Origin of the sequence: Granulicatella sp. 20925_1_28, assembly GCF_041433575.1 — a bacterium.
In the GTDB taxonomy this organism is placed as follows: Bacteria; Bacillota; Bacilli; order Lactobacillales; family Aerococcaceae; genus Granulicatella.
This window is the reverse complement of record NZ_JAPWBS010000002.1, coordinates 52,106-78,432: the sequence shown is the minus strand read 5'-3', so window position 1 is coordinate 78,432 and position 26,327 is coordinate 52,106. Positions and strand designations below refer to the sequence as shown.

Here is a 26,327-nt window from a genome sequence, read left to right as displayed (position 1 = left end):
GTAGACTATAATGACAATTTCAAAAATGAAATTAAAATATAGTTCGCTATTCTTCGTTCCATTTGTGGTGATGTTGGGGGTCTTCCTAAGTTTAGGATTGACCCCTTTTTCGCAAAATTCGATTCATAGTGGAGACTTTCTTTCTCAATATTTTCCGCTTTATATCGGATTGCATAAGCTATTTTGGAGTGGAGATTTTAGTGGTCTATTTTGGTCCTTCGAGAAATCGCTTGGAGGAGCCATGCCAAGTGTCTGGGGCTTTAATAGTTTAAGTCCATTCACGTTTTTATATGTGATCTTTCCCATTTCAAGTTTTCAAGTCCTTAGCTATGTGATTCCACTTTTACGTGCTGGGGTGATGGGAGTTGTCTTTGGATATTTCTTAGAAAAGAAATTCCAAGGCGTATCGAAACATTACTGGTTATCATTAGGATTGGCTTCGTCATATGCCCTTAGCGGATTTGTCGTATCGCAACAGTACAATCCAAATTTCTTAGATAATCTGGTCTATATTCCGTTTATTCTCTTGGGAATTGAAGAGGTGGCAAGTGGGAAGCGTTCGGTGAAATTACCGTTGTTTCTTGCCATTAGTTTAATAACGGATTTTTATACAGGATATATGATGTGTCTCTTTGTGGCGCTCTATACATTTTATGTCGTCTTCTCGAAGGATATTTCGTTGAAAGAGGCGACTCTAAAACTAGCGAAAGTGGCATTATTTGCACTGATAGGGGTAGGCCTTGCAGCGTTCTGGCTATTGCCAGTCTTTAGTGCCTTATTAGAAAGTAAAGCAAGTGCGGGAAGTACCTTTGCATGGTCGTGGAATTCCGTGAATGATTTAGTCGCTATGCCGCAAAAATTCATCTTAGGATCCTTTGGTGAAAAAGAGTGGGGCGATTCTAAGGCGTTACCGCAACTCTTTATTGGTGGTTTAGGACTCTTTGGAGTATGTACCTTCTTTGCTAAAAAAGAGATTACACTTCGTAAGAAATTAGCGGCGACAGTCGTGTTACTTGTCTTACTGCTCTCATTTTCAATTCAAGGCTTCGACCAAATTTGGCATATGGGACAACGCCCAGTCGGTTTCTACTTCAGAAATTCGTGGGTAGCCAATAGCTTTATGCTAGTGCTAGCATCTGAAAGTCTAATGCAGTGGAAAGATGAGTTTCGCTTGAATGAGTTCTTAGTGGCCATCTTTGGATTTGGGTCAATTCTAGTATTGTCGACTCTAAGAATTCTGCAATATGTTGAGACCTCACAAAAAATACTCTCGTTTATTATTTGGACGATTATTTTATTAGCCTTCTTCTTTAGAAGAGCTGAGAGAGTTCGTAGGCTTCAATTAACGGCTGGCGTCGTGATTGTTGAGTTAATGGTGAGTTCGTTTGTTGGTTTTAGAAGAGCACCTTATTTTATCGGTAATGCAGGACTAAAGGAACAAATGGAATTTGCGATGGCTTTTGACAAGGAAGGATATAGCAATCCGAATCCTTTTACGCGAATGGAAATGCATAAGGGCTTGTCGCATGCGAACTTCCCGATAGCATTTGGCTATAATGGCGCTTCACATTTCACGTCGAGTCTTGAGCATGAGCTGATTGAAGAGATGAGTCACCTAGGACTTCCAACGTCTCAATCCGTGGTGAACTATACAAATCGTAATGTGATTTTAGATTCGCTTTTTGGAGTATCTCGCTTTATGATGGAAGGCGATGAAAAACGCGTCTTTGCGGATGTTCGCGGAATGTATGCCAAAGAAGGGGCAATGAAGAACTTCGCAATCTATCGGAACCCCTATGCGTTTTCTCTTGGTTATTTAACGAATGAAAATACGGCAACGAATATTGCCTTTGAAAAAAATCAACCAGTAGCCAATATCAACCAGCTCTTACAAGTGATTGGCCTATCTGGAACAAACGCATTGAGTGAAGTGAGCGTCCAAGAACCTGCGACGACGAATTTAACGAAGGGGCAGGAGAAATACACGCTAACAAACGAAGGTGAATCCGCAAAAATTGAATGGAAGTTCAATCTACAACCAAACAAACTTTATTTTGTCGAAATTCCAGAACGCCAAGCAGGTTCCGTGATTAAATCAAAAGTGATGCTAAATGGTATCGGTTATCCGTACGAGAATCGATTCCATGAAAATCAATTATGGATGATTGGAAATGGAAACTTAGATCAGACGATTACCTTTGCGATTGAGGACGCGAAAGCCAAAGAATGGGATCTTCGTGGCTTCAAGTTCTATACGATTGATATTACAACACTCGCAAATGCATTGACGCAGTATAAGAAAGCAAATGATATTACAATTGAGTCGTATACAAATGCGATGGTGAAGGCACATGTCACAGTGACAAATAGCGAACAGTCCTTTGCGACTTTTACGATTCCTTACCATTCGGGTTGGAGCGTCACAGTAGATGGCAAGAAACAAGAAGTGAAAAAAGCGCTTGGATTCTTTATGGGCGTTTCGCTAACAGAAGGAGAACACGAGATTGTTTGGCGTTATACGCCGCCAGGATTACATCTTGGAATGCTTATTTCTATTTCGTCACTACTCTTACTAATTTTTCTATGGAAAAAGCATAAAAATGAATAGATGATCATTAAAATAGTCTCTGAAATCGTGATGATTTTAGAGATTATTTTTTTTCGTGTTTTTACAGGCCGTACTTTTGTAATTGAGGGTGTTTAGTGGGTATAATGACCTATTGATTAGAGAAAGGAAAGTGATGAAGTGATGGATGCGACAAGTATGGCTAATGCCGTTCGCTCGAAAAAAGTGAGTCCTGTAGAATTAGTGACAAAAACGATTCAACGCGCGCAGTCACTGAATCCTTCTCTTAATGCAATTGTTTACGAGCAATATGAAGAAGCGCTAGAAAAGGCAAAACACTTTAAACTAACCAATCAACCCTTTGCGGGAGTTCCTATTTTTCTAAAAGACTTAGGGCAGGAGCAAAAAGGGAGCGTCTGTACATATGGCTCACGCTTATTCAAGGATGTAAAAAGCACGCAGACTGATAACTTTGTCAAACGTTTAGAAGAACTCGGCTTTATCATTATGGGACGTACAAATACTCCGGAATTTGGATTCAAGACCGTCAGTGATAACACTCTCCATGGTCCCGTTCGAAATGCGGTGAATTCTGAGAGAAATGCAGGAGGGTCTAGTGGTGGTGCTGCAGCTATTGTAGCAAGCGGAATTTCACCAATTGCAGCAGCTAGTGATGGTGGTGGATCGATTCGAATTCCGGCTAGTCATAATGGCTTGATTGGCCTGAAACCTTCTAGAGGTCGTATTATTGTTGGCCCTGGTTCCTATCGTGGATGGAATGGCGCAACCGTTCATTTTGCGCTGACAAAAACCGTTCAAGATACAAAAAACTTATTATTTCATATGCAAGAGTGCCAGATGGAAAGTCCATTTCCATTACCGAAACTGAGTTACGAACAGCTTTATAAAACAGAAAAAATAAAACCATTAAGAGTGGCGGTGTTGTTACAGTCACCTGTTGGAGAAGCGGTCTCTAAGGATGCGGTGGATGCTGTGTCACAGATTGCCCGTTTCTTTGAAAATCATGGGCACTCTGTGACACTTCTACAAAAGGATCCGGTCGACGGTGTCGCGCTGCAAAAAGGATTTTATATCATCAGTGCTGTTGAGACGGAGCTGATGTTCCAAAATATTGAACGCCAACTAAAGCGTTCGGTGACACGTGACGATATGGAACTAATGACATGGGCGATTTATCGCAGTGGCCTGGATATTTCAGGAATGGAGTACTCTAAAGTGGCTTCAAGTTGGGATATTTATGCTGAGCAGATGGAGCAGTTACACGAGCAGTATGATGTGCTATTATTGCCAACGGTTGCACAGGCCGCTCCGAGTCTTGTTCCGTATGAGTTATCTGCGGATTTACAATCCAAACTCAGTCGCATTGATGACTTTACAAAAGACCAGAAACAACAATTACTCTGGGAAATGTTCGAGGAGAGCGTAGCAGATACGCCATTTACACAGCGATTTAATATTACAGGTCAACCAGCGATTAGCTTGCCAGTTCACCGCACTAAAGAGGGACTTCCGATTGGAGTACAACTCGCTGCAGCCAAAGGAAGAGAAGACTTGCTCCTACAAATCGCAGAATGGTTCGAACAGGAACAATTATTACAAGTAACAAAACAGTAGAAAGAAGTGAAAGTGTGTCAAAAACAGAAGCTTTATTTAAGCCTTTCGAATTAAAAAAAGGAGTCACATTGGACAATCGATTTGTGCTTTCTCCAATGGTGACGAACTCTTCGACGAAAGAAGGTCATATTACAGAAGATGATTTAAAATACGCCGAGCGTCGTGCGCATGCAGCAACCCTTCAAATTACAGGTGCAGCATACGTGAACAAGCACGGACAGCTTTTCGAGTATGGATTTAGTGCGACTTCTCTAGACGATATCGAAGGCTTAACGAAATTAGCCAAAGCGATGAAATCAGGTGGAGCGAAAGCCATCTTACAATTAACGCATGCCGGACGTTTTGCAAGTCATGCCTTAAACCGTGACCGCTATGTGTATGGTCCAAGTGCGATGACATTGCAATCGCCTTTCCCACATGAAGTGAAAGAATTAACCGTAGAAGAAATTCATGGCATTATCGAAGATTATCGTCGTGCTGCACTAATCGCTGTCCAGTCTGGATTCGACGGGCTAGAAATTTCATCGGCACAGCGATTACTTATCCAAACCTTCTTCTCAACGTTCTCAAATGAACGAACAGATGAGTATGGCTGTAAAACATTAGAGGACCGCTCAAAAATTGGGATGGAAGTTTTAACGGCTGTTCAAGAAGTGATTGATGAATATGCTACAGATGATTTTATTTTAGGATTCCGTGCGACTCCTGAGGAAACGCGTGGAAATCAAATTGGATACACTGTTGATGAGTTCCTAGAGTTCTTCGAAGACGCGCTTAAAAAAGTAAACATTGACTACTTAGCCATTGCAAGCTGGGGACATGATGTCTTTAGAAATAAAGTTCGTGCCAAGGGACCACATCAAGGTGAACTCGTTAATAAAGTCGTCTATGAGCGCTTGAAAGGACGTGTCGCAGTGATTGCTTCAGGCGGCATTAATTCTAAAGAAAAAGCCCTCGAAGCATTGGAAAATGCAGATTTAGTAGGGCTTTCAACACCATTTATCACGGATCCAGAGTTTGCCGTGAAGATTCAAGAAGGTAACGAATCAGAGATTCAACTAACGATTAAACCAGAAGCGCTTGAAGCCTTAGCAATTCCAAAGGCAGCCTTTAAAGATATCGTTCCTTTAATGGATTTTGGAGAGTCGCTTGAAAAAGAAGCACGAGATTTCTTCAGAGGACTCGAAGCCAACTACGAGGGGAGAGAGACGAATGAAAATTAGTCTGTTAGATTATGGTCTCGTAGATGAAGGAAAAACGAGCGCAGAGGCTGTTCGTGAAACGCTGGAGTTAGCGCAATTAGCAGACGAACTGGGATTCCATCGTTTCTGGGTGAGTGAACATCATAATGTGCCGGCTCTATCGATTAGTGCTCCAGAAGTGGTGATTCCTTATCTTGCTAGCCACACGAAGAATATTCATATTGGTTCTGGTGGAATCATGGGGCTTCATTATTCGCCATATAAGGTGGCTGAAATGATGTCAACGCTTGAAGTATTATTCCCAGGACGTGTGGATATTGGTCTTGGCAATTCGCCAGGAACGCCTCTTGTAGGTCGTCATTTACAGTCGCTTTATTCCAAAGAGCAATACGCACTGTGGTTAGAAAAGCTCCAACAGTATTTGGAAGAAGCACGTAGTAAAGGCGTGGTTGTTCCAGAAACGGAGGATGTTCCAGAACAGTTCCTTCTTGGAATGGGCGGCCAGTCGATTGAGTCAGCGGCCTCACTAGGCTTGAGTTTTGTCTATGGTGTGTTTCCGTATATTCCTCAAGACCCTGTGGAGTTGGCGAAAAGTCTTTCTAAGAAATATCGCAGCACCTTTAAACCTGGACCACATAGTAAACCAAGCAACTTCGTACTAGCGGTATTTGTAGTTATTGCAGATACGAGCGAAGAAGCCGAAGAGATGGCGAAACCATTAGATTTATGGATGCTTGGAAAACAGGATTTTTCAGAATTTCATACCTTCCCAACACAAAAAGATGTGGAAGAATATAAACTAACGCAGCGTGATCGAGAGAAGATTGTAAGCAACCGCAGCCGACTCATTGTGGGGAACCCACGTGAAGTTTTTGAACAAATGGAGGCTCTAAGAGCAGTCTCCAACCCTGACGAGCTTTTATTTATCCCACTCGTCGGTTCCATTGAAAAAAGAAAACGTTCAGTAGAATTACTTGCTGAATTATATAAAGGAGAACAATAAAATGAGAAAATTTGCTAACTTTTTATGGATTGATAAAGAAGGAGAAAACTACACGATTCGTATGACGCCAGAACTTCAAGATGATGTCGGTACAATTGGATTCGTTCAATTCAATATGGATGATCAATTAGAAGCTGAAGACGAAATCTTAAGTTTAGAAGCAAGTAAAACAGTGATGTCGATTGTGACACCACTTGCAGGGAAAGTCGTAGCTAGAAACTTAGCGGCAACAGAAAATCCTAAATTACTAAACTCTGAAAAACCAGAAGAACACTGGTTAGTGACATTAACGGATGTTGATGAAGCAGCATTCTTGGCATTAGAAGATGAATAATCATACAGAAGAGCAGTTGCTCAAACAAATGATTGAGATCTTGTCGCAGGAATCAGGAGAAAGCATTGAAGTTGAAGGAAAAACTCCAGAAGAGTTGAAGACGCTATGGCGAGGACTTGTGAATGTAAGACAACCAAAAGACGCCCCTGCAGACTATCTCGTTTTAGAGAATGAGTATTTACAAGAATACCATGCTCCAAGAGTTCAGACATTAGCAGATTGCGCGTCGACAGCAAACGACCAAATCAAACTCTATGATGGCGATTTATGTGAACTGAAAGTCGATGCGATTGTGAATGCGGCGAATAGTGAGATGCTTGGATGTTTTATTCCAAACCATCGCTGTATTGATAATGCAATTCATACTTTTTCAGGAATTGAACTTCGCTCCTTTTGCCACCATTTAATGGAAGAACAAGGGAAAAAGGAACCTGTTGGAAAAGCAAAAATGACGCCAGCATTCAACTTGCCTTCGAAGTACATTATTCATACGGTTGGGCCCTTTTTACCTCCAGGGCAAAAAGTAACGCCACTTCGTGAACAGTTACTTGCTGGTTGTTACAAGAGTTGTCTAGAAACAGCAATTAAAGCAGGACTTACCTCGATTGCTTTTTGCGGAATTTCAACAGGAGAGTTTGGTTTTCCAAAAGAACCTGCTGCGCGTATAGCCGTGGATACAGTGAACAAGTGGTTGCAGGATACGTCTTCAACAATGATCGTTGTCTTTTCAACGTATACTAAAGAAGATCAATCAATTTATCAGAAATTATTATCAGGAGAACAGTAGAATGACGAAATGGAATGCATTACAAAAAGAAAGAACAACTGAAGCTAGTCTACTGGCAGATATATTCCAGGAAGCAGATGCTATTGTGGTTGGTATCGGGGCTGGGATGTCGTCAGCAGATGGATTCACCTATATTGGAAGTCGATTCGAAGATGCTTTTCCTGATTTTATCGAGAAGTATCAATTTTTAGATATGTTACAAGCGAGTTTATTTCACTTTCCAAGTTGGGAAGAGTATTGGGCATTTCAAAGTCGTTTTATTGCACTCAATTACCTGGATCAACCTGTGGGACAATCGTATGTGGAACTCTTAGAAATGCTTAAAACAAAGCCATACCACATTATCACTACGAATGCGGATAATGCGTTTTGGGTGGCTGGATATGACAAAGAGAAGGTTTATCATATTCAAGGCGAATATGGGCTTTTCCAATGTAGTCAGCACTGTCATCCAAAAACGTATAGCGATGATACCTTAGTTCGCAAGATGATTGTCGAGCAAAAAGACATGAAGGTTCCGTATGAACTGATTCCGTTCTGCCCAGAATGCGGAGCACCGCTTGAAATTAATAAGCGTAACGCTGAAAAAGGAATGGTAGAGTCAGCTGATTTCTTTGCACAAAAAGCACGCTATGATGCGTTTTTAGAAGAACATAAAAATGATAAGGTTCTCTTTTTAGAGATTGGAGTGGGCTTTACAACGCCACAATTTATCAAGACCCCTTTCCAAAAATGCGTACAAGCTAATCCAAATGCGCTATTTGTAAGTATGAATCATAAACATTATCGCATTCCACTTGCGCTAAGAGAGCAAACCGTACAATTGTCAGAAAACATCGCCCCATTAATTCATGGGACGTATCAAGAGCTTAAAGGAGAATAAACGATGTATTTAATCGAACCAATCCGTGATGGAAAATATGTAAAAGATGGAGCAGTAGCGCTTGCGATGCAAGTATATGTGCAAAGTAATGTCTTCCTAGACGATGACATCTTGTTCCCATATTACTGCGACCCAAAAGTTGAAATTGGAAAATTCCAAAATACAATCGCCGAAGTGAACGAGGAGTATTTAAAAGAAAACAATATTCTTGTTGTTCGTCGTGACACAGGTGGTGGTGCCGTGTATGTGGACTCTGGTGCCGTGAATGTATGCTATTTAATTCAAGACAATGGAATCTTTGGAGATTTTAAGAGAACGTATGAACCAGCTATTAAAGCTTTACATGAACTCGGCGCAACAGCTGTAGAACAAACAGGGCGTAACGACTTAACCATTGAAGGGAAAAAAGTATCCGGAGCTGCGATGACGATCAGCAATGGTCGTGTATACGGTGGTTTCTCGCTCTTATTAGATGTCGACTATGATGCGATGGAAAAAGTCTTGAACCCAAACAAGAAGAAATTACAATCGAAGGGGATTCAATCGGTTCGTGCACGTGTGGGAAGTATTCGTCCATATCTTGCTCCAGAATATCAAAACGTGACGGTAGATGAGTTCAAAAACTTAATCACTTGTAAGATTTTGGGAATCAACTCGATTGATGAAGCGAAACGTTACGTGTTAACGGAAGAAGATTGGAAAGCAATCGATGAACTCACAGCTTCTAAATATAAAAACTGGGAATGGAATTATGGCCAATCTCCACAATATAGTGATTACCGTGATGGACGTTTCGCATGCGGAACAATTCAATGCTACTTAGAAGTGGAGCAAGGTAGAATTTCAAATTGCCGTATTTATGGAGATTTCTTTGCAAAAGGAAATGTACAAGAAGTCGAAGAAAAACTAAAAGGTGTTCGTATGGTCAAAGAAGACTTAGTGGACGTCTTAAGCGAAATCGATTTAAGCAACTACTTTGGCGCAGTTACTGCTGAAGAATTTGCGGGACTCATTTTAGGAGAATAGAGTAAAAAATAACGTTATACCGTATACGGTATAACGTTATTTTTATAGAAAAGGCTGAAGCGGGGTGCTTCAGCCTTTTTGCTTGATTAGTCTAATTCTTCTTTTGCTGGAATACTGTGAGCTAGACGGCTTGCTGCAGCGGCAGCAATAGCACCAACTAAGTCATCTAAGAAGATGTTTACTTTACCAGTTGATTTATCATCTAAGTTTTTAAGAATTCCCGGTTTTACTTTATCGATATAACCATAGTTTGTAAATCCAATAGAACCATATACGTTTACGATAGATAATGCTAAGATTTCATCGACACCGTATAAGGGCTCGTCTTGAGATAGAATATCGTTTAATAATGGATGTAATTTCTTTTCTTCTGCTAATTTATCCATTTCAATACCTGTGATAACGGCGTTTTGAACTTCACGTTTTTTCAATACGCTATTAACGTTCAATAAGCATTCTTCTTTCGTTAATCCTGGTACATATTTTTCTTGTAAGAAATAAACTAATTCAGCAATTTGTTCTAATTCTACACCGCGCTCAGATAGTAATTCTAAACAGCGATTGTGTAATTCTTTTGGGCTTTTCATATGAAAAATCCTCCTTTTAACAAATTATGAAACCCTTTTAAAAAGAGTAGCTTTTTATTTTAACACAAAATAGAAAAACGCCCAAATGAATTGAGCGTTCTTTTTGAAATTTTGTAAACGGTTAGAACATCGATGAGCTATGAATTGTGCTCGGACGGCTATTGGGGTTTACGTAAGTCATTGCAGCATTAATGGCAACAGGTGCTTCACCAAATCCTGTCGCAATGATTTTAACCTTGCCTTCGTATGTTGCGATATCTCCAACGGCAAAGACACCAGGAAGAGTCGTCTCCATTTGGCTGTTTGTCACGATGGTGTTACGAACCACATCGAATCCCCAGTTCTTCATTCCTCCAATAGAGGAAGAGAAGCCATAGTTCACGATAAAATCGTCAACAGGAAGTTCCATTTGGTCTTCACCTTTAGCGTGTTTCAATACAACGGATTGAATGTTTGTACTATCACCAATGATTTGGTCAGGAAGATACGGTGTTAAGATTTCAACGCTTGATTCTTCTAATTGTTTCACGCTATGTTCTTGTGCACGAAATTGTGGGCGACGATGAACAATCGTTACTTTCTTTGCGATTGGTTCCAAGGCAAGTGCCCAGTCTACCGCAGAGTCACCACCACCGCAGATGGCTACAGTACGGTCGCGGAAACGCTCTAAGTTCGTTACGAAGTAGTGTAGGTTGCTGTTTTCATAAGCTTCTGCATTTTCTACATCGAGTTTACGCGGACGGAAGGCTCCATTCCCACAAGCGATAATCACCGTTTTCGCCAAGTGAGTTTGCTTTGAAGTAATCACTTCATACCCGAAATCTGTTTTGTTTAACTCGAGTGCTTCTTCTTCTAAGCAGAACTGTGTTTCTGGGAAACGTTCGAGCTGCTTTTTCAAGTTCTCGACTAAATCGCCTGCTGTAATTTCAGGGAAGGCTGGAATATCGTAAATCATTTTTTCAGGATAAAGCATTCCTGGTTGCCCACCTAATTGGGGCAATGTTTCAATAATTTTAACAGACGCTTGACGTAAGCCCGCGTAAAAGGCGGTGAAAAGCCCAACAGGCCCACCGCCGATAATAATAATATCAACAATTTCTTGTGTCACTTTGTACCTCCAATTAATAGAAGATTCTTAAAATAAAGGCCATTGCGATACCAGTTAGTACACCGGCGAACACCTCGATGGGTTTGTGACCTAGATATTTTTTGATAATTAATTTTTTGTTTTCTTCTGTGTCAAAGAGATCAATTGGATCGTCTTCAGATTCGATTTCAACATGCTTTAATGCGCTTGATTCTTCACGTATTTGTTCTTCGTATAATTTTTGTAGGAGAATTCCTTGCTCACCACTTTGACGACGAACGGCCATAGCATCGAACATAACGATTAGGCCAAAAGTAGTTGCGATAGCAACAAATGGCGAAGCAAATCCGTGGTCAATAATTAACGCTGTAATCAGCGAGCTAACAGCAGCTGAGTGAGAACTTGGCATTCCACCAGTGCTAGTTACTAATGAAACGTTTGCGCCTGCTTTTTTTGAGAAGAGCGCAATCGGGAATTTGACAAATTGTGCAAATAGAATCGAGCAAACAGAAGCGATTAATGGATAATTTCGTAATATTGTCATTAAACTCTCACTCTTTCTTTTTTCTATACTCAAATACTATACCACGAAACAAAGAAAATCACTAAAGAAAATTTGTAGAACTTTTTTATTTTTTTATTAAGAATGATAAGAACGCTAAATTGCACCCGTTTGGCTTTTGTGGTTTAATAGAGGATGGTAGATGAGTAATCATTAGTATGAATTAAAAGGAGATGGAAAAATGAGTCAATTTCCACAATTGAATGAAGTGAATGAAAAGAATCCACTCGTGATTGTGCATACGAATCAAGGAGATTTCACATTGGAATTATTCCCTGAAGTAGCTCCTAAAACAGTGGAGAATTTCGTAACACATGCAAAAAATGGATATTATGATGGTGTAATTTTCCACCGTGTCATTGAAGACTTCATGATTCAAGGTGGCGACCCAACTGGAACAGGTATGGGTGGCGAGTCTATTTACGGACGTACTTTCGAAGATGAATTTTCAAGAGAAGCATTCAACTTGTATGGAACTTTATCAATGGCAAATGCAGGCCCAAACACAAATGGATCTCAATTCTTCATTGTTACAGCAAAACAAGTGCCCGCACAAATGTTGAAACAATTAAAAGATGGCGGCTGGCCTGAAGAAATTGTTGAAGAATACGCTAAAGTGGGTGGGACACCTTGGTTAGACCACCGTCACACAGTATTTGGACGCGTTGTTGAAGGGATGGACGTTGTTCTTAAGATTGAAGGCGTAGAACGCAATGCGCAAGATCGTCCACTAGAAGATGTTGTGATTGAATCGATGGACGTAAAAGCGTAGGAGGTTCTATGAGCAAAACTTTTAGAATTGGAGACATCGTTACGGCTAAAGTAACGGGTGTACAAAATTACGGAGTTTTCTTGGAGCTAGACGAAGATACGCAAGGTTTGATTCATATTTCTGAGTGTAAACATGGATATATGGATAATGTGCATGATTTTGTAAAAGTGGGACAAGAAGTGACAGCCAAAGTCATTGATGTCGATGAATTCTCAAATAAGATTAGTTTATCGATTCGAGCACTCGAAAAACTCGATGTACCAGATGTTCCGCAACGAATCAAGAAAAATCGTAAACGCTATGTTCCGTCTATAGGCTTTTCAAGCTTAGCGAAGAAGTTGCCAGAGTGGATCGAAGAAGCTCAAGAAAAATTTGTAAAAGATAAAAACAAAAATTAATAAAAAAATCGTTATTGAATACGAAGGAGGCATTCAAATGGGACATATTTCATTTGATTATTCAAAAGCATTAGATTTCTTCAGCCAAGAAGAAATTGACAATTTACAATCAACAGTAACAGCGTTAGATAAAGACTTACGCGAAGGATTAGGCGCAGGAAATGACTTCACAGGTTGGGTTAACTTACCACGCGACTATGACAAAGAAGAATTCGCTCGTATTAAAGAAGCTGCTAAAAAGATTCAAGAAGAATCTGAAGTATTAGTGGTTATCGGTATCGGTGGTTCTTATTTAGGCGCGCGTGCAGCGATTGATTTCTTAAACCACGCTTTCTATAACTACTTACCAAGCGACAAACGTAAAACTCCGCAAGTATTATTTGCAGGAAACAGCATTAGCTCAACTTACTTACAAGGGTTAATCGACTTAATCGGTGACCGTGATTTCTCAGTGAACGTAATTTCTAAATCTGGTACAACTACAGAACCAGCGATTGCTTTCCGTGTATTCAAAGATTTATTAATTAAGAAATATGGTAAAGAAGAAGCTGTAAATCGTATTTACGCTACAACTGACCGCGCTCGTGGAGCATTAAAATCAGAAGCAGATGTTGAAGGTTACCAAACATTTGTAATTCCAGATGATGTTGGTGGACGTTTCACAGTATTAACAGCTGTAGGATTACTTCCAATTGCAGTAACTGGTGCAGATGTAGATGCATTAATGCAAGGAGCTGAAGATGCACGTGTGGCATACAGCTCATCAAACTTAAAAGAAAACGAAGCTTACCAATACGCTGTAGCACGTAATGTGTTATACCGCAAAGGAAAAGTGACAGAGTTATTAATTAACTACGAACCAACATTACAATACTTCTCTGAATGGTGGAAACAATTATTTGGTGAATCAGAAGGGAAAGACTTCAAAGGAATTTATCCTTCAAGTGCAAACTTCTCAACGGATTTACACTCACTAGGACAATACATCCAAGAAGGTCGTCGTAACATCTTCGAAACAGTTATCAAAGTGGGCAAACCAAATGAAGAAGTAACAATTCCTGAAACAGAAGAAGATTTAGATGGATTAGGATACTTACAAGGTAAAACAATGGACTTTGTAAATACAAAAGCCTTCCAAGGAACATTACTTGCTCATACAGATGGTCAAGTTCCAAACTTTGTAGTGAACATTCCTGATATGTCAGCTTACACATTAGGACACTTAATCTACTTCTTCGAAATCGCAGTAGGTCTTTCAGGTTACTTAAATGGCGTTAACCCATTTGACCAACCAGGGGTAGAAGCATACAAGAAAAACATGTTTGCTTTACTTGGAAAACCAGGATTCGAAGATTTAGCAAAAGAATTAAACGAACGTCTATAATCAACTGACCGCATTCTCAAACTGAGGATGCGGTATTTTTGTATCTTTGTACGCTCGAATTGGGAAAAGAACTTGCGACAAAGGGCGTTTTGAACTAACATAGGTCTTACAAGAAGTGTTGGAGGAAAAAGATGAGAGTCATTGGATTAACAGGCGGTATCGCTAGCGGAAAATCAACCGTTTCAAATTTGTTTAAGATCTCTGGAGTTCCGGTTATTGATGCCGACCTTGTAGCAAGACAAGTCGTCGAAAAAGGGACTGCCGGATTAACTGCGCTCGTGAGCCGTTTTGGTGAGGCTATTTTAAACGCTGATGGAACGTTAAATCGAACTGAACTTGGACGGAAAATGTTCAGTGATGATGGGGTTCGAAAGGAAATAAATGACATTCTTCAACCGCTTATTCGCCAAGAGATTACAGGAAAGATGACAGACTACCAAGAGCAAGGAAAACCGCTTATCGTCTTAGACCTTCCACTCTTATTTGAAATGAACTATGAGAGCTTATGTGATGACATCATCGTGGTGGCAGTTTCTGTAGAAACGCAAATTGCTCGCATGGAAAAACGAAACGGATATACAAGGCAAGAAGCGTTAGAGCGAATCCAGTCACAGATGCCTTTAGAAGAAAAAGTAAAGAGAGCAACGATTGTGTGGTCGAATGAAGGAACCCTTCAAGAGTTAGAACAAAAAGTCCATCAGTGGCTACTCGAAAATTTCCTTAAAAAATGATATAATAAATCGAATAAGCACAAAAAAGGAGAGGTGTTTGCAATGCAATGTCCAAAATGTAAAAACAATGGTTCTCGCGTAGTTGATAGTCGTCCAGCCGATGATGGTCGTTCTATTCGTAGAAGAAGAGAATGCGAAGAATGTGGCTACCGTTTTACAACATTCGAGCGCTTAGAAAAGGCGCCATTGCTTGTCATTAAACGTAACGGGAATCGCGAAGAATTTAGCCGTGAAAAATTATTAAACGGATTAGTTCGTTCAGCAGAAAAACGTCCAGTATCACTGGGACAATTAGAGAATATCGTGAATGAAATTGAACGTTCCATCAACCAAGAGGGAGAAAATGAAGTGTCAAGCACTCTTATTGGGGAAATGGTGATGGATCACTTAGCCAAAATTGATGATATCGCGTATATTCGTTTTGCGAGTGTGTATCGTCAATTTACAGACCGCAAAATGTTCTTAAAAGAATTAGAAAGAATGTCTATGATTATGGACAGCCAAGAAAAATAGGAAGGAATTACAAGAATGCACTCAAAAGAGTTTCCGTGGGCACAGTATAAGCCTAAAGACGGTATCCTCGTGGTACAGCCCGTGTGGATTACCGAAAGAGAAATCCAATTTTTAATGCAATTATACGCTCCGTTCATTGGAAAAGAAGCGACTCTTTTGTATGCGACTTTGTACGGTGAGTTATCTCCATCAGAGTATGAGAGCGAAGTCTTCTCCATTTCTGAATTATTGTCGATGACGAATTTAGGAATGCCAGACTTTTACTTAGCAAAGACTCGCTTGGAAGGGATTGGATTACTGAAAACGTATCGTAAGGAGCCAACTGCTTCACGTCCTCAAACGTACACGATGGAATTACAAGCGCCAACGTCTCCGCGTCTCTTTTTCAAAGATGCCTTGCTTTCGACATTGCTGTTAAACCAAATTGGGAATCATCGTTTTGAGAAATTAAAACAACGATTCTTAGTGTCAAAACCAGGCGATTTAGGAGAAAACGAAAGTGCGCAATTTGAAGAAGCGTACCGACTTCCTTATAACATGGAGACTTATACAAGAAACCACGCGCAAGAAAACCGCATGGTATTAGATAGCAAGCAACAACCGGAATTCGAGTTTACGTCGGATGTGGATTGGGATTTAATCGAAGGACTATTAAAAACAGAATTCGTTGATTTGGATTCTATCACAAAAGACGTTCGCAAAATCGTCGATGCGTTATATCGCGCGTATGGTTTTACAGAACAAGAAATCGCACAATTTTTAGTGATTGCTTCTGATCTAACAACAAAAGTTATTGATGAAGAGTTCTTGTTGAAATTAGGACAAGAGGCTGCTCAAGATAAAGTGACGCAACTTCGCAGTGAAGAAGTGGTTGAAACACCAATCGCAGAGCCGACTGAAGTACAAGTGGTGGAAGGAGTCTCACAAGAAGAGTTAGCCATCCAACAATTGATTCAAGCTGCCAAAGCGATGGCGCCGATTGACTTTGTTTCAAGCATCAAGGCGCAAAAGAAAGGCTATGTCTCAAAAGCAGAACGTCAATTAATTTTTGATTTGGTATCTGTCAGTGGGCTACCAAATGAAGTGTTGAATATTTTATTCCACTATGCTTTAGTGCAGCTCGATAACGCGACGCTTGCTCGAAACTTTATCGATGCGATTGCCAACGACTGGGCTACAAAAGAAATCAAGACGGCTCAAGAGGCGATGGAAGCAGTCAGAAACCGCGACTTGCAACGAGAAGTGAAACGAAAACAACAACTTCATAATGCAGGTAAAAATAGCTATAGAAGAAATAATGGTTATCAAGAACAACTGCCAGATTGGGCAAAAGATTCTAATGCGAAGGAGAAACAAACTCCTGCTCCGACTGAAGGTCAACCAACACAGGTTTCAAGTAATTTGGCCGAGCAAATCGCAAAATTAAAAACAAGTAATCAAAGAGAACAACAATAACGGAGGTGAACGAATTGGAAGGATTAAAAGGATTTTTAGATCAAAGAGGAGCCGCACAAGGCATGCCGAACATGCAAAACATCGAAAAAGAAATCTTTGAAGATGAAGAAGTAAAAGCTTTTCTTGAACAACATAAAGAAGAATTGACTCCGGAAGCTATTCGTAAAGGAATGTCTGCGTTATTGGAGTTTCGAATGGAAAGAGATGCCAGAAAGAATCACAAGGAAGTGAAAGCTCCAGGCCTCGAACCATGTTTAGAAGTGCATAATGGATTTATTTTAGTGAATTATAAACGTACTGAAGAAGCGATTCGCCAGGAAAGAGAACGCAAGCGTAGACGTCTGATACATTCGATTAATATGCCGAAAAATATCGCAGAAGCTCGCTTCTCAGATACGGCTCTTACAAAAGAAAGAGAAGATGTCATTCGAGAGTTATTGAATTTTATCGAAGCATACAAAACGGACAGCACTACATACCATAAAGGTTTATACTTAGCAGGACCTTTTGGGGTTGGTAAAACATATATGATGGGCGCTTTAGCAAATGAGCTTTCTGAGAACGGCATTGAAACGACGCTTGTCAATGTTCCAACGTACAGTGCAGAAATTAAGCAAGCCATTGCGACAAATACCGTTGAAGCGAAATTAGTATCGATTAAAAATACACCAATCTTAGTATTGGATGATATCGGTGCGGAAATGAATAGCGCATGGTTTAGAGATGAAGTGTTGATGGTTATCTTACAACACCGTATGTTGCAAGAATTACCAACGTTCTTCACATCGAACTTCACGATTGATCAGTTAGAAGCGCATTTTGCTCATTCAAACAAAGGAGACCAAGAACTTCTTAAAGCAAAACGTCTGATTGAACGGATTCGTTTCTTAGCAAAAGAGTATTTTGTTGATGGACAAAATCACAGAAATCCATCCGAGATGAAAATGCTTGAAAATATGAAAGATTAGTGGTTAAATACTAATGAACTAAATATTTTGAAAATGATGAAAAAGACAAGAAACTATCTCTTGGTTATATTTCAGCGAGAAGTGGGTTGGTGCAACACTTCATCCGGAATAGTTTTACCACTTTTGAATCTTTGCTTGAAACTTAGTAGAGCAAGGCGCATCGGAGCGTTATTCCGTTGAGGTTTATCTTTTTTGATGAACAAATTTGGGTGGAACCACGTAGAATATGACGTCCCATAGTTTGCAGTAGCAGACTATGGGATTTTTTGTTTATTTCAGAAATTTCAAAAAGAAAGAAGGAAGAAAATGTCAATGATTAAAATTACTTTTCCAGATGGTGCCGTTAAGGAGTTTCCAAAAGGAATTACAGTAAAAGAAGTTGCAGAAAGCATTAGCAAAAGTTTAGCGAAAAAAGCATTAGCAGGTAAAGTGAACGGAGAATTAGTAGACTTCGATCGTCCAATCGAAGAAGATGCTTCTATCGAAATCGTTACACCAGATCACGAAGATGCATTAGGAATCTTACGTCACTCAACAGCACACTTATTAGCACACGCATTAACTCGTTTATACCCAGGAATTCACTTCGGAGTTGGACCTGCGATTGAAACAGGATTCTACTACGATACTGATATGCCAAATCAATTAACAGAAGATGCTCTTCCAGAAGTGGAAGCGGAAATGATGAAAATCGTTAAAGAAAACTACCCAATCGTTCGTCGCGAAGTAAGCCGTAAAGAAGCATTAGAAATCTTCGCAAACGACCCTTATAAAGTAGAATTAATTAATGGTTTACCTGAAGACGAAACAATTACTGTCTACCAACAAGAAGACTTCGTAGACTTATGTCGTGGTATCCACGTTCCTTCAACAGGACGTATTCAAGTCTTCAAATTATTATCACTTGCAGGGGCTTACTGGAGAGGAAACTCTGATAATAAGATGATGCAACGTGTATACGGAACTGCATTCTTTGATAAAGCAGACTTAAAAGAATTCTTGAAAATGCGTGAAGAAGCCAAAGAACGTGACCACCGTAAATTAGGAAAAGAATTAGATTTATTCATGATTAGCCAAGAAGTTGGTTCAGGATTACCATTCTGGTTACCAAAAGGGGCTACAATCCGTCGTACAATCGAACGTTACATCGTAGATAAAGAAATCAGCCTTGGATATCAACACGTGTACACTCCAGTTATGGCTGATGTAGGTCTTTACAAAACTTCAGGTCACTGGGCTCACTATCAAGAAGATATGTTCCCACCAATGGACATGGGCGATGGCGAAATGCTTGTATTACGTCCAATGAACTGTCCTCACCATATGATGGTTTATAAAAACCACATCCATAGCTACCGTGAATTACCAATTCGTATTGCTGAATTAGGAATGATGCACCGTTATGAAAAATCAGGTGCGTTATCAGGTTTACAACGTGTACGTGAAATGACTCTTAACGATGGACATACATTCGTTCGTCCAGACCAAATTAAAGACGAATTCAAACGTATCCTAGACCTAATCCGTGAAGTATATAGCGACTTCAATGTAAAAGATTATCGTTTCCGTTTAAGCTACCGTGATCCGGAAGATAAACATAAATACTTCGATGACGATGAAATGTGGAACAAAGCAGAATCAATGTTAAAAGAAGCCATGGATGAAATGGGATTAGAATACTTCGAAGCTATCGGTGAAGCAGCATTCTACGGTCCTAAATTAGATATTCAATTCCGTACTGCAATGGGATTAGAAGAAACAATGTCTACAATCCAATTAGACTTCTTATTACCAGAACGCTTCGACTTAACATATGTTGGGGAAGATGGAGATAACACTCACCGTCCAGTGGTTATCCACCGTGGGGTTGTTTCAACTGCAGAACGTTTCGTAGCATACTTAATCGAAGAATACAAAGGAGCATTCCCAACTTGGTTGGCTCCAGTCCAAGCAACAATCATTCCTGTAAGTGTGGAACATCATTATGATGCTGCACGTGAGTTGAAAGAAAAAATGGCTCGCTTAGGAATGCGTGTAGAACTTGATGACCGTAATGAAAAAATGGGTTACAAGATTCGTGCATCTCAAACTCAAAAAATCCCTTATCAATTAGTAATTGGGGATAAAGAGGTTGAAGAAGGTACTGTAACGGTTCGTCGTTATGGCTCTAAAGAAACTAAATCAATGTCTGTTGAAGCGTACTTAGAATACGTACAACGCGAGATTGCAAACTTCTCTCGCCCGCTTGAAGACTAATTTTTCAAAGGCTCGTAGCAATACGAGTCTTCTTTGTGCTTAATTATAAATATAAAACCGAAGGTTTTGATTTATGGCGGTATTCGGTTTAAGAAGGAGATTTCTGCTTCTTATAAAATATAGGAGAGTGCATTTTTATAGAGGTGTCGTTCTTTCGAATCGATGCGGATGTCTTCATAAAAGCTGTAATGGGATACCGGTGCAAGCCTTGGTCTTGCACCTTCAAAGCCTCAAAAACGGGAGTAAGGAATGAATTCCTAACTCCCGTTAATTCGTTTTGATATGATTCCCCATTACTGCTTTTATAGAATCCGCATGATTCTCCAGAACGAAGCATTAAAAATCTATTCGTATATTTTATAAGATGAGCTATCTTTCTTAGACCGCCATAAATCAAAATGCGGATAAAAAAGACGAGTCTTTCAAGAAATTAGTTATCGCTATAATTGGAGCGCCCGCTGTGTTTTTTTATGGAGCGTCCGCTGGTGCTGTCCATGGTGAGGTGAGTGCTGAAATAGTGGGAGTGGATGTTTGACAAAATCAGATTGCAAAGTTAAGATAAATGTATTGGTAGATCTCTCCGCGTGTGGAGGGACTTTTTTTATGCGTATATATAATTTATTGAGAAGGAGCGTTTAAATGATAGTTGAAGAAAAACAAAATCCATTAGGTATAGAAAAGATTGGAACTCTTCTTAGAAAGATGGCGATTCCTGCTATTATCGCTAATGTGGTGAACGCACTCTATAATATCGTTGACCAAATTTTTATTGGACAAGGGGTAGGGTATCTTGGGAATGCAGCTACAAATATTGCTTTTCCAATTACAACCATCTGTATGGCGATTGGTTTAATGGTAGGAATTGGTGCCGCGTCAAACTTTAACTTGGCGCTGGGCCGAAAAGAGGACAAGCATGCTCGTGAAGTTGCTGGGACTGCAGTGGTGTTGTTGGTGACAGCTGGGTTAATGATTATGAGTGTGGTTCTATTGTTCTTACAACCATTATTGAACTTATTTGGTGCTACTGATCAGATTTTAGGGTACGCCAGTGAGTATGCAGGAATTACAGCTTTTGGGATTCCGTTCTTCATGATTTCGATTGGTTTTAATCCATTAGTTCGTGCAGATGGTAGGGCCACTTACTCGATGATGGCCATTATTGTGGGAGCTTTACTCAACACAATCCTAGATCCATTATTTATCTTTGGGTTTAATATGGGGATTGCAGGAGCTGCGTGGGCAACAGTGATTAGTCAAATTGTTTCAGCAATCGTATTACTCGCGTATATACCAAGATTTAAATCCGTTCGCTTTGAGCGTAGCGACTTTAAGTTGTCGTTTGAAGATGTAAAAGTGATTGCATCTCTTGGGTTAACATCGTTCATTTTCCAAATTTCTGCGACTATCGTGCAAATTACATCGAATAACTTGCTTCGTACATACGGAGCACAATCCATTTACGGTAGTGATATCCCGATTGCGGTTGGGGGAGTCGTGAGCAAAATCTTCGTTATATTCATTGCAGTTGTAATTGGATTGAATCAAGGAGCACAACCGATTTTAGGGTTTAACTATGGCGCGAAGAAATATTCACGTGTGCATGAAACGATGAATTTACTACTGAAAGTAACCCTCATCTTATCGACGGTTTTATGGATTCTATTTGAAGGCTTTCCGCTTCAACTCATTCAAGTGTTTGGAAGTGGGGATGCTCTTTATTATGAATTTGGAGTGAGATATGCAAGAGCATTCTTATTCTTTACGTTTATTAATGGGACTACCATAATTGTGACAACCTTCTTCCCAGCAATCGGGAAAGCAAAATTAGGAGCGATTCTTTCTTTAACGCGACAAATATTTGTTTTGTTGCCAGTGATGATTCTTCTTGCAACCAGTTTTGGAGTAGACGGATTGATTTTCGCAGGTCCAATTTCCGACTTTATCTGCTTTATCATTTGTATTACTGTTTATATCCGTCAAATGCGCAAAATTCCAAAGACGGACGAACTTCTGGTATAATAGTTTGAAATACGGAAGGGGTAGGATTTATGGAATGGTCTAAATTACTTTCAACAAAACGTCTTTCTGGTAAAGAAGCAACACATCGCAACGAGTTCGACGACGATTACAAACGAATTGTGACAAGTCCTTCGTTTCGAAGATTACAGGATAAGACACAAGTGTTTCCTCTGGAACGTCTTGATTTTATTCATACGCGACTAACGCACTCGTTAGAAGTGGCGATGGTGGCACGTTCTCTAGCGAAGGAAATTGTTATTTTATTGCAAGAGGAAGTACAGAAGAGCCCGGACAGCAGTAAACAAGAGATGATTGACCGTCAAGAAGATGTATTGAAAATTGTTGAATGTGCCAGTCTCGTTCATGACCTTGGGAACCCTCCTTATGGCCATTTTGGGGAAGACATCATTCGACAATGGTTTAAGAAAAATCTGCCAAGCCTCTTGAAAGAGAGAAGTGATGTGGCAGAAGAATTTCTAGCGAGTCCTTATGTCTATGATTTTTATCGCTTTGAAGGAAATGCACAATCACTTCGTATTGTATCGAAGTTGCATGATTTCAAAGGTGAATTTGATGGGCTAGATTTAACTGCCGCAACGCTGAATACGATTCTAAAATATACGTATCCTTCTTCTCATAAGAAAACAGAAGAGATTGCTTCTAAAAAAGTAGGGTATTTCTTTGCCGAAGAAAAAGCTTTTAAAACAGTAACGGAAATTACAGGAGCTGGAACGAGTCGTCATCCATTGACTTACATCCTAGAAGCTGCAGACGATATTGCGTATCTAGTGGCGGATATGGAAGATGCGATTGGAAAGGGCGTGATTTCGTTTAGAGATGTGCGAGAGTTCTTACTAGAGAATTTGAGTACGGATGCCTATAATGCTCCGCATTCCGTTCATACACGAGAAGTGTTAACAACCATCGACGAGAAAGTCTTCAGTGTTAACCGTTTCTTTGTGGATCTACGTGATAAATTAATCGATGGCGCACGTCATACTTTTGTGAATAACTATGATGAGATTATGGCAGGAACATTTAACCAAGACTTGTTCCAAAATTCTTGGGCAGAAGATTTATATGTGATTCTTCGTAAATTGTCAGAGGAACGCATTTATGACAATAAAGGAATCTTGAGATTAGAAATCGCCGGATACACAACGCTCACTTATTTATTAGATAGCTTTGTGCCATCTCTCGTGTCGTATGATACGAATCGTCAATTAGACTATGTAGAGTTGAAGAAGATTGGCATTATTTCTGAAAGCCAAAAACGTTCTTATCATTATTTTGCAGAAGGAAAGAGTGAAGTTGAAAAATTATACTTACGCCTTCTATTAGCGACGGACTTCATATCAGGGATGACGGATAGTTATTCGCACCGACTCTATTTAGATATGGTAGGAATTTAATTCAAAGTAGAAAATTATCATATATGATAATTTTCTACTTTCTTAATTAAAAAGACCGCCAACGAAATTTATTCGTTGGCGGTTTCAATTTATCTATATTAATTGAACGTAGGTCGTTTCTTCTCAACAGGAATACTGATTTCAACAAAGTTATCAGCATGAATAATATCTAGACCTTCTGGTTCCATATGGAATAGGCGATGAACGACGAATTCAATTTCAACATCTTTAATACGTCTTTTTCTGTTTAAGATTACAATATCACGGTGAGTGGCAGCGTCAGCATAGAAAACAGTTGTTTGACCAAGTGAATATACCTTGATGAAGTACGCATCTGTATTTGCTAACTGTTCATTGACAAGTTGCGAGTGAGAATTAGTAATATCGATAAGTTTCATAGACACAGCCTCCTTCTGAAAAAATTCCTTGAAACCATTATACATTTTTTTTGCTTCATTTTCACCTACAAATTTAAGAAAAGTTATTAAATTTTAAAGAATTTTCATTCCAGAGATTTTTTTGTAAGTGTGATAGGGATTGTGATGAAAGTGCTTTTAAAAAATGTATTTAAATAGTTGTTAAATCTCTCAAAAAATGGTAATCTTATTAATTGAAAGGGTTGTATTTTTGAGGCTTACATGCTCTCGAACGTACATTTCTTAACAAAAATTTACTTTCAAAGGAGACTTTCAATATGGAAAAGAAAGAATATCATGTAATCGCAGAAACAGGGATCCACGCTCGCCCAGCAACTTTATTAGTTCAAACAGCAAGCAAATATAGTTCAGATATCCAATTAGAATACAAAGGAAAATCTGTTAACTTAAAATCAATCATGGGCGTTATGTCATTAGGTGTTGGCCAAGGTGCTGACGTAGTGATCACTGCTGAAGGTGCTGACGAAGCAGAAGCATTAGCAGGAATTGACGAAACAATGAAAAAAGAAGGATTAGCTGAATAATATGAAACCAACATTACAAGGGATTGCTGCTAGTGATGGCATCGCAATTGCCAAAGTATATACTTTGACTGAACCAGATTTAACAGTCACAAAAGTAACTGTTGAAGATTCAGAAAAAGAAGTTTCACGCTTGGATGATGCATTAGCAGCGTCAATAAAAGATGTCGAATTAATCAAAGAGACTGCTTTGAAAAACTTAGGTGAAGAAGAAGCGCAAGTATTCGATGCTCACTTAATGGTTTTAAGCGATCCAGAATTAATTGGACAAGTAAAAGATAGCATTACATCTAACAAAGTGAATGCGGAATCTGCATTAAAAGAAGTAACAGATATGTTTATTTCTATTTTTGCAGGAATGGAAGATAACCCTTATATGCAAGAACGTGCTGCGGATATTCGTGACGTATCAAAACGTATCTTAGCACATCTTTTAGGCGTTAAAATTCCTAGCCCAGCAACTATCAAAGATGAAGTGATTATCGTAGCTGCCGATTTAACACCGAGTGATACAGCTCAATTAAATCGCCAATACGTAAAAGCTTTCGTTACTGATATTGGTGGACGTACTTCTCACTCAGCTATTATGGCTCGTTCTTTAGAAATTCCAGCAATCGTTGGTACTAAAGAAGTGACTTCAATTGCTAAAGACGGAGATATCATTATCGTTGATGGTTTGACAGGGGATGTATTCCTTAACCCATCTGAAGAAGTGATTGCTGAATACCGTGCTAAAGCAGAAGCATTTGCAGCTCAACAAGCTGAATGGGAAAAATTAAAAGACTCAAAAACTTACACTAAAGATGGCCATCAAGTTGAATTGGCTGCAAACATTGGTACACCTAAAGACCTAGAAGGTGTTGTAAACAATGGTGCAGAAGGTGTTGGTTTATACCGTACAGAATTCTTATACATGGATTCTCACGAAATGCCAACAGAAGAAGATCAATTTGAAGCTTACAAAGCTGTTCTAGAAGGCATGAATGGAAAACCTGTTGTCGTTCGTACAATGGATATCGGTGGGGATAAAGAGTTACCATACTTACCATTACCACACGAAATGAACCCATTCTTAGGATATCGTGCAATTCGTATCTCATTAAACGAACCTGAAATGTTCCGTACACAATTACGTGCGTTATTACGTGCTTCTGTATATGGTAAATTACGTATCATGTTCCCAATGATTGCGACATTAAATGATTTCCGTGGCGCTAAAGCATTATTAGAAGAAGAAAAAGCTAAATTAATCGCAGAAGGTGTTGCAGTCAGCGACGATATCCAAGTAGGTATCATGATTGAAATTCCTGCAGCGGCAGTTTTAGCTCACCAATTCGCTAAAGAAGTGGACTTCTTCAGTATCGGAACAAACGACTTAATCCAATACACAATGGCTGCTGACCGTATGAACGAACGCGTTTCATACTTATACCAACCATATAACCCATCAATCTTAACGTTAATCAAACACGTGATTGATTCAGCACACAAAGAAGGCAAATGGGCTGGAATGTGTGGGGAAATGGCTGGGGATCAAACAGCTGTACCTCTATTAGTAGGTCTTGGATTAGACGAGTTCTCAATGTCTGCATCAAGTGTTCTAAAAACACGTAGCTTAATTGCCAAATTAACATTAAGCGATATGCAAGCATTAGCAGATAAAGCAATTAACGAATGTGCAACTGTTCAAGAAGTTGAAGCATTAGTTGAAGAAGCTGTATCTAAAATCTAAACAATAGATAGTCTGAGCACCTGAGGGAAACCTTGGGTGTTTTTTTCACGCTCAAAA

General features: G+C 39.5%; 24 protein-coding genes and 1 other annotated feature. Of the genes, 20 read left to right on the top strand and 4 right to left on the bottom strand.

Annotation, left to right across the window (positions count from 1 at the left end; translation table 11 throughout):
• The first annotated feature begins 10 nt into the window (after nucleotides 1-10).
• The 8 genes from O3793_RS01900 (at nucleotide 11) to O3793_RS01865 (ending at nucleotide 9,436) form a co-directional block, all read left to right on the top strand.
• Nucleotides 11-2,608 carry a YfhO family protein gene (locus O3793_RS01900; protein WP_371445210.1) on the top strand — a complete coding sequence of 866 codons (2,598 nt, stop codon included), beginning with the start codon at nucleotides 11-13 and terminating at the stop codon, nucleotides 2,606-2,608.
• Nucleotides 2,609-2,749: 141 nt separating this feature from the next.
• Nucleotides 2,750-4,201, top strand: coding sequence for an amidase (locus tag O3793_RS01895; protein ID WP_371445208.1), 1,452 nt, complete (start codon nucleotides 2,750-2,752; stop codon nucleotides 4,199-4,201).
• A gap of 14 nt (nucleotides 4,202-4,215) precedes the next feature.
• The gene (locus O3793_RS01890; RefSeq protein ID WP_371445206.1) at nucleotides 4,216-5,424 is read left to right on the top strand and encodes an NADH-dependent flavin oxidoreductase; all 1,209 of its coding nucleotides are present in this window, start codon (nucleotides 4,216-4,218) and stop codon (nucleotides 5,422-5,424) included.
• Complete coding sequence (locus tag O3793_RS01885; RefSeq protein ID WP_371445204.1) at nucleotides 5,414-6,406, top strand: MsnO8 family LLM class oxidoreductase; 993 nt, start codon at nucleotides 5,414-5,416, stop codon at nucleotides 6,404-6,406. The genes O3793_RS01890 and O3793_RS01885 overlap by 11 nt, the downstream gene beginning before the upstream one ends.
• Before the next feature lies 1 nt (nucleotide 6,407).
• Nucleotides 6,408-6,740: a glycine cleavage system protein H gene (locus O3793_RS01880; RefSeq protein ID WP_371445203.1), complete on the top strand. Its 333-nt coding sequence runs from the start codon at nucleotides 6,408-6,410 to the stop codon at nucleotides 6,738-6,740.
• Entirely contained in the window at nucleotides 6,733-7,527 is a 795-nt protein-coding gene (locus O3793_RS01875) for a protein-ADP-ribose hydrolase (RefSeq protein WP_371445201.1), read from the top strand. The genes O3793_RS01880 and O3793_RS01875 overlap by 8 nt, the downstream gene beginning before the upstream one ends.
• A gap of 1 nt (nucleotide 7,528) precedes the next feature.
• Nucleotides 7,529-8,410, top strand: a complete 882-nt coding sequence (locus O3793_RS01870) for an NAD-dependent deacetylase (protein ID WP_371445199.1) — start codon at nucleotides 7,529-7,531, stop codon at nucleotides 8,408-8,410.
• A 3-nt stretch (nucleotides 8,411-8,413) separates the two neighbouring features.
• Complete coding sequence (locus tag O3793_RS01865) at nucleotides 8,414-9,436, top strand: lipoate--protein ligase (RefSeq protein WP_371445198.1); 1,023 nt, start codon at nucleotides 8,414-8,416, stop codon at nucleotides 9,434-9,436.
• A gap of 86 nt (nucleotides 9,437-9,522) precedes the next feature.
• On the opposite strand, the gene O3793_RS01860 is transcribed toward O3793_RS01865, so the two are convergent.
• From O3793_RS01860 to O3793_RS01850, 3 genes are all read right to left on the bottom strand, one after another.
• Nucleotides 9,523-10,023: a phosphatidylglycerophosphatase A gene (locus tag O3793_RS01860; protein ID WP_371445196.1), complete on the bottom strand. Its 501-nt coding sequence runs from the start codon at nucleotides 10,021-10,023 to the stop codon at nucleotides 9,523-9,525.
• A gap of 121 nt (nucleotides 10,024-10,144) precedes the next feature.
• The gene (locus tag O3793_RS01855) at nucleotides 10,145-11,131 is read right to left on the bottom strand and encodes an NAD(P)/FAD-dependent oxidoreductase (protein ID WP_371445194.1); all 987 of its coding nucleotides are present in this window, start codon (nucleotides 11,129-11,131) and stop codon (nucleotides 10,145-10,147) included.
• Between the two features lie 13 nt (nucleotides 11,132-11,144).
• The gene (locus tag O3793_RS01850; RefSeq protein ID WP_371445192.1) at nucleotides 11,145-11,654 is read right to left on the bottom strand and encodes a divergent PAP2 family protein; all 510 of its coding nucleotides are present in this window, start codon (nucleotides 11,652-11,654) and stop codon (nucleotides 11,145-11,147) included.
• Between the two features lie 199 nt (nucleotides 11,655-11,853).
• Between O3793_RS01850 and O3793_RS01845 the strand changes: the two genes are divergently transcribed.
• The 10 genes from O3793_RS01845 to O3793_RS01800 all read left to right on the top strand — a co-directional run bounded on the left by O3793_RS01845 (nucleotide 11,854) and on the right by O3793_RS01800 (nucleotide 23,580).
• Nucleotides 11,854-12,444, top strand: a complete 591-nt coding sequence (locus O3793_RS01845) for a peptidylprolyl isomerase (protein ID WP_371445190.1) — start codon at nucleotides 11,854-11,856, stop codon at nucleotides 12,442-12,444.
• A gap of 8 nt (nucleotides 12,445-12,452) precedes the next feature.
• On the top strand, nucleotides 12,453-12,842 hold the full coding sequence (locus tag O3793_RS01840) for a CvfD/Ygs/GSP13 family RNA-binding post-transcriptional regulator (protein ID WP_048711210.1): 390 nt from the start codon (nucleotides 12,453-12,455) through the stop codon (nucleotides 12,840-12,842).
• A 37-nt stretch (nucleotides 12,843-12,879) separates the two neighbouring features.
• Nucleotides 12,880-14,226: a glucose-6-phosphate isomerase gene (locus O3793_RS01835; protein WP_371445187.1), complete on the top strand. Its 1,347-nt coding sequence runs from the start codon at nucleotides 12,880-12,882 to the stop codon at nucleotides 14,224-14,226.
• A gap of 131 nt (nucleotides 14,227-14,357) precedes the next feature.
• Nucleotides 14,358-14,957: a dephospho-CoA kinase gene (coaE, locus tag O3793_RS01830; protein ID WP_371445185.1), complete on the top strand. Its 600-nt coding sequence runs from the start codon at nucleotides 14,358-14,360 to the stop codon at nucleotides 14,955-14,957.
• Nucleotides 14,958-14,999: 42 nt separating this feature from the next.
• On the top strand, nucleotides 15,000-15,470 hold the full coding sequence (gene nrdR / locus O3793_RS01825) for a transcriptional regulator NrdR (protein ID WP_048711213.1): 471 nt from the start codon (nucleotides 15,000-15,002) through the stop codon (nucleotides 15,468-15,470).
• A gap of 15 nt (nucleotides 15,471-15,485) precedes the next feature.
• Complete coding sequence (locus O3793_RS01820) at nucleotides 15,486-16,925, top strand: replication initiation and membrane attachment family protein (protein ID WP_371445182.1); 1,440 nt, start codon at nucleotides 15,486-15,488, stop codon at nucleotides 16,923-16,925.
• Between the two features lie 14 nt (nucleotides 16,926-16,939).
• Complete coding sequence (gene dnaI / locus O3793_RS01815) at nucleotides 16,940-17,893, top strand: primosomal protein DnaI (RefSeq protein WP_371445180.1); 954 nt, start codon at nucleotides 16,940-16,942, stop codon at nucleotides 17,891-17,893.
• Between the two features lie 27 nt (nucleotides 17,894-17,920).
• Nucleotides 17,921-18,133, top strand: a binding site (T-box leader).
• A 72-nt stretch (nucleotides 18,134-18,205) separates the two neighbouring features.
• On the top strand, nucleotides 18,206-20,149 hold the full coding sequence (gene thrS / locus O3793_RS01810) for a threonine--tRNA ligase (protein WP_371445397.1): 1,944 nt from the start codon (nucleotides 18,206-18,208) through the stop codon (nucleotides 20,147-20,149).
• 639 nt (nucleotides 20,150-20,788) lie between these two features.
• Nucleotides 20,789-22,168, top strand: a complete 1,380-nt coding sequence (locus O3793_RS01805; protein ID WP_371445178.1) for an MATE family efflux transporter — start codon at nucleotides 20,789-20,791, stop codon at nucleotides 22,166-22,168.
• A gap of 29 nt (nucleotides 22,169-22,197) precedes the next feature.
• Nucleotides 22,198-23,580, top strand: coding sequence for a deoxyguanosinetriphosphate triphosphohydrolase (locus O3793_RS01800; protein ID WP_371445176.1), 1,383 nt, complete (start codon nucleotides 22,198-22,200; stop codon nucleotides 23,578-23,580).
• Nucleotides 23,581-23,678: 98 nt separating this feature from the next.
• Here the strand turns inward: O3793_RS01800 and O3793_RS01795 are convergent, their stop codons facing one another.
• Nucleotides 23,679-23,978 (bottom strand): DUF1827 family protein, encoded by a 300-nt coding sequence (locus O3793_RS01795; RefSeq protein ID WP_371445174.1) that lies wholly within the window; start codon nucleotides 23,976-23,978, stop codon nucleotides 23,679-23,681.
• 296 nt (nucleotides 23,979-24,274) lie between these two features.
• Here O3793_RS01795 and O3793_RS01790 point away from each other — a divergent pair, with 296 nt between their 5' ends.
• Both O3793_RS01790 and ptsP read left to right on the top strand, forming a co-directional pair.
• Nucleotides 24,275-24,541 (top strand): phosphocarrier protein HPr, encoded by a 267-nt coding sequence (locus O3793_RS01790; protein ID WP_039849104.1) that lies wholly within the window; start codon nucleotides 24,275-24,277, stop codon nucleotides 24,539-24,541.
• Nucleotide 24,542: 1 nt separating this feature from the next.
• The gene (ptsP, locus tag O3793_RS01785; protein ID WP_371445172.1) at nucleotides 24,543-26,270 is read left to right on the top strand and encodes a phosphoenolpyruvate--protein phosphotransferase; all 1,728 of its coding nucleotides are present in this window, start codon (nucleotides 24,543-24,545) and stop codon (nucleotides 26,268-26,270) included.
• Nucleotides 26,271-26,327 lie beyond the last annotated feature (57 nt).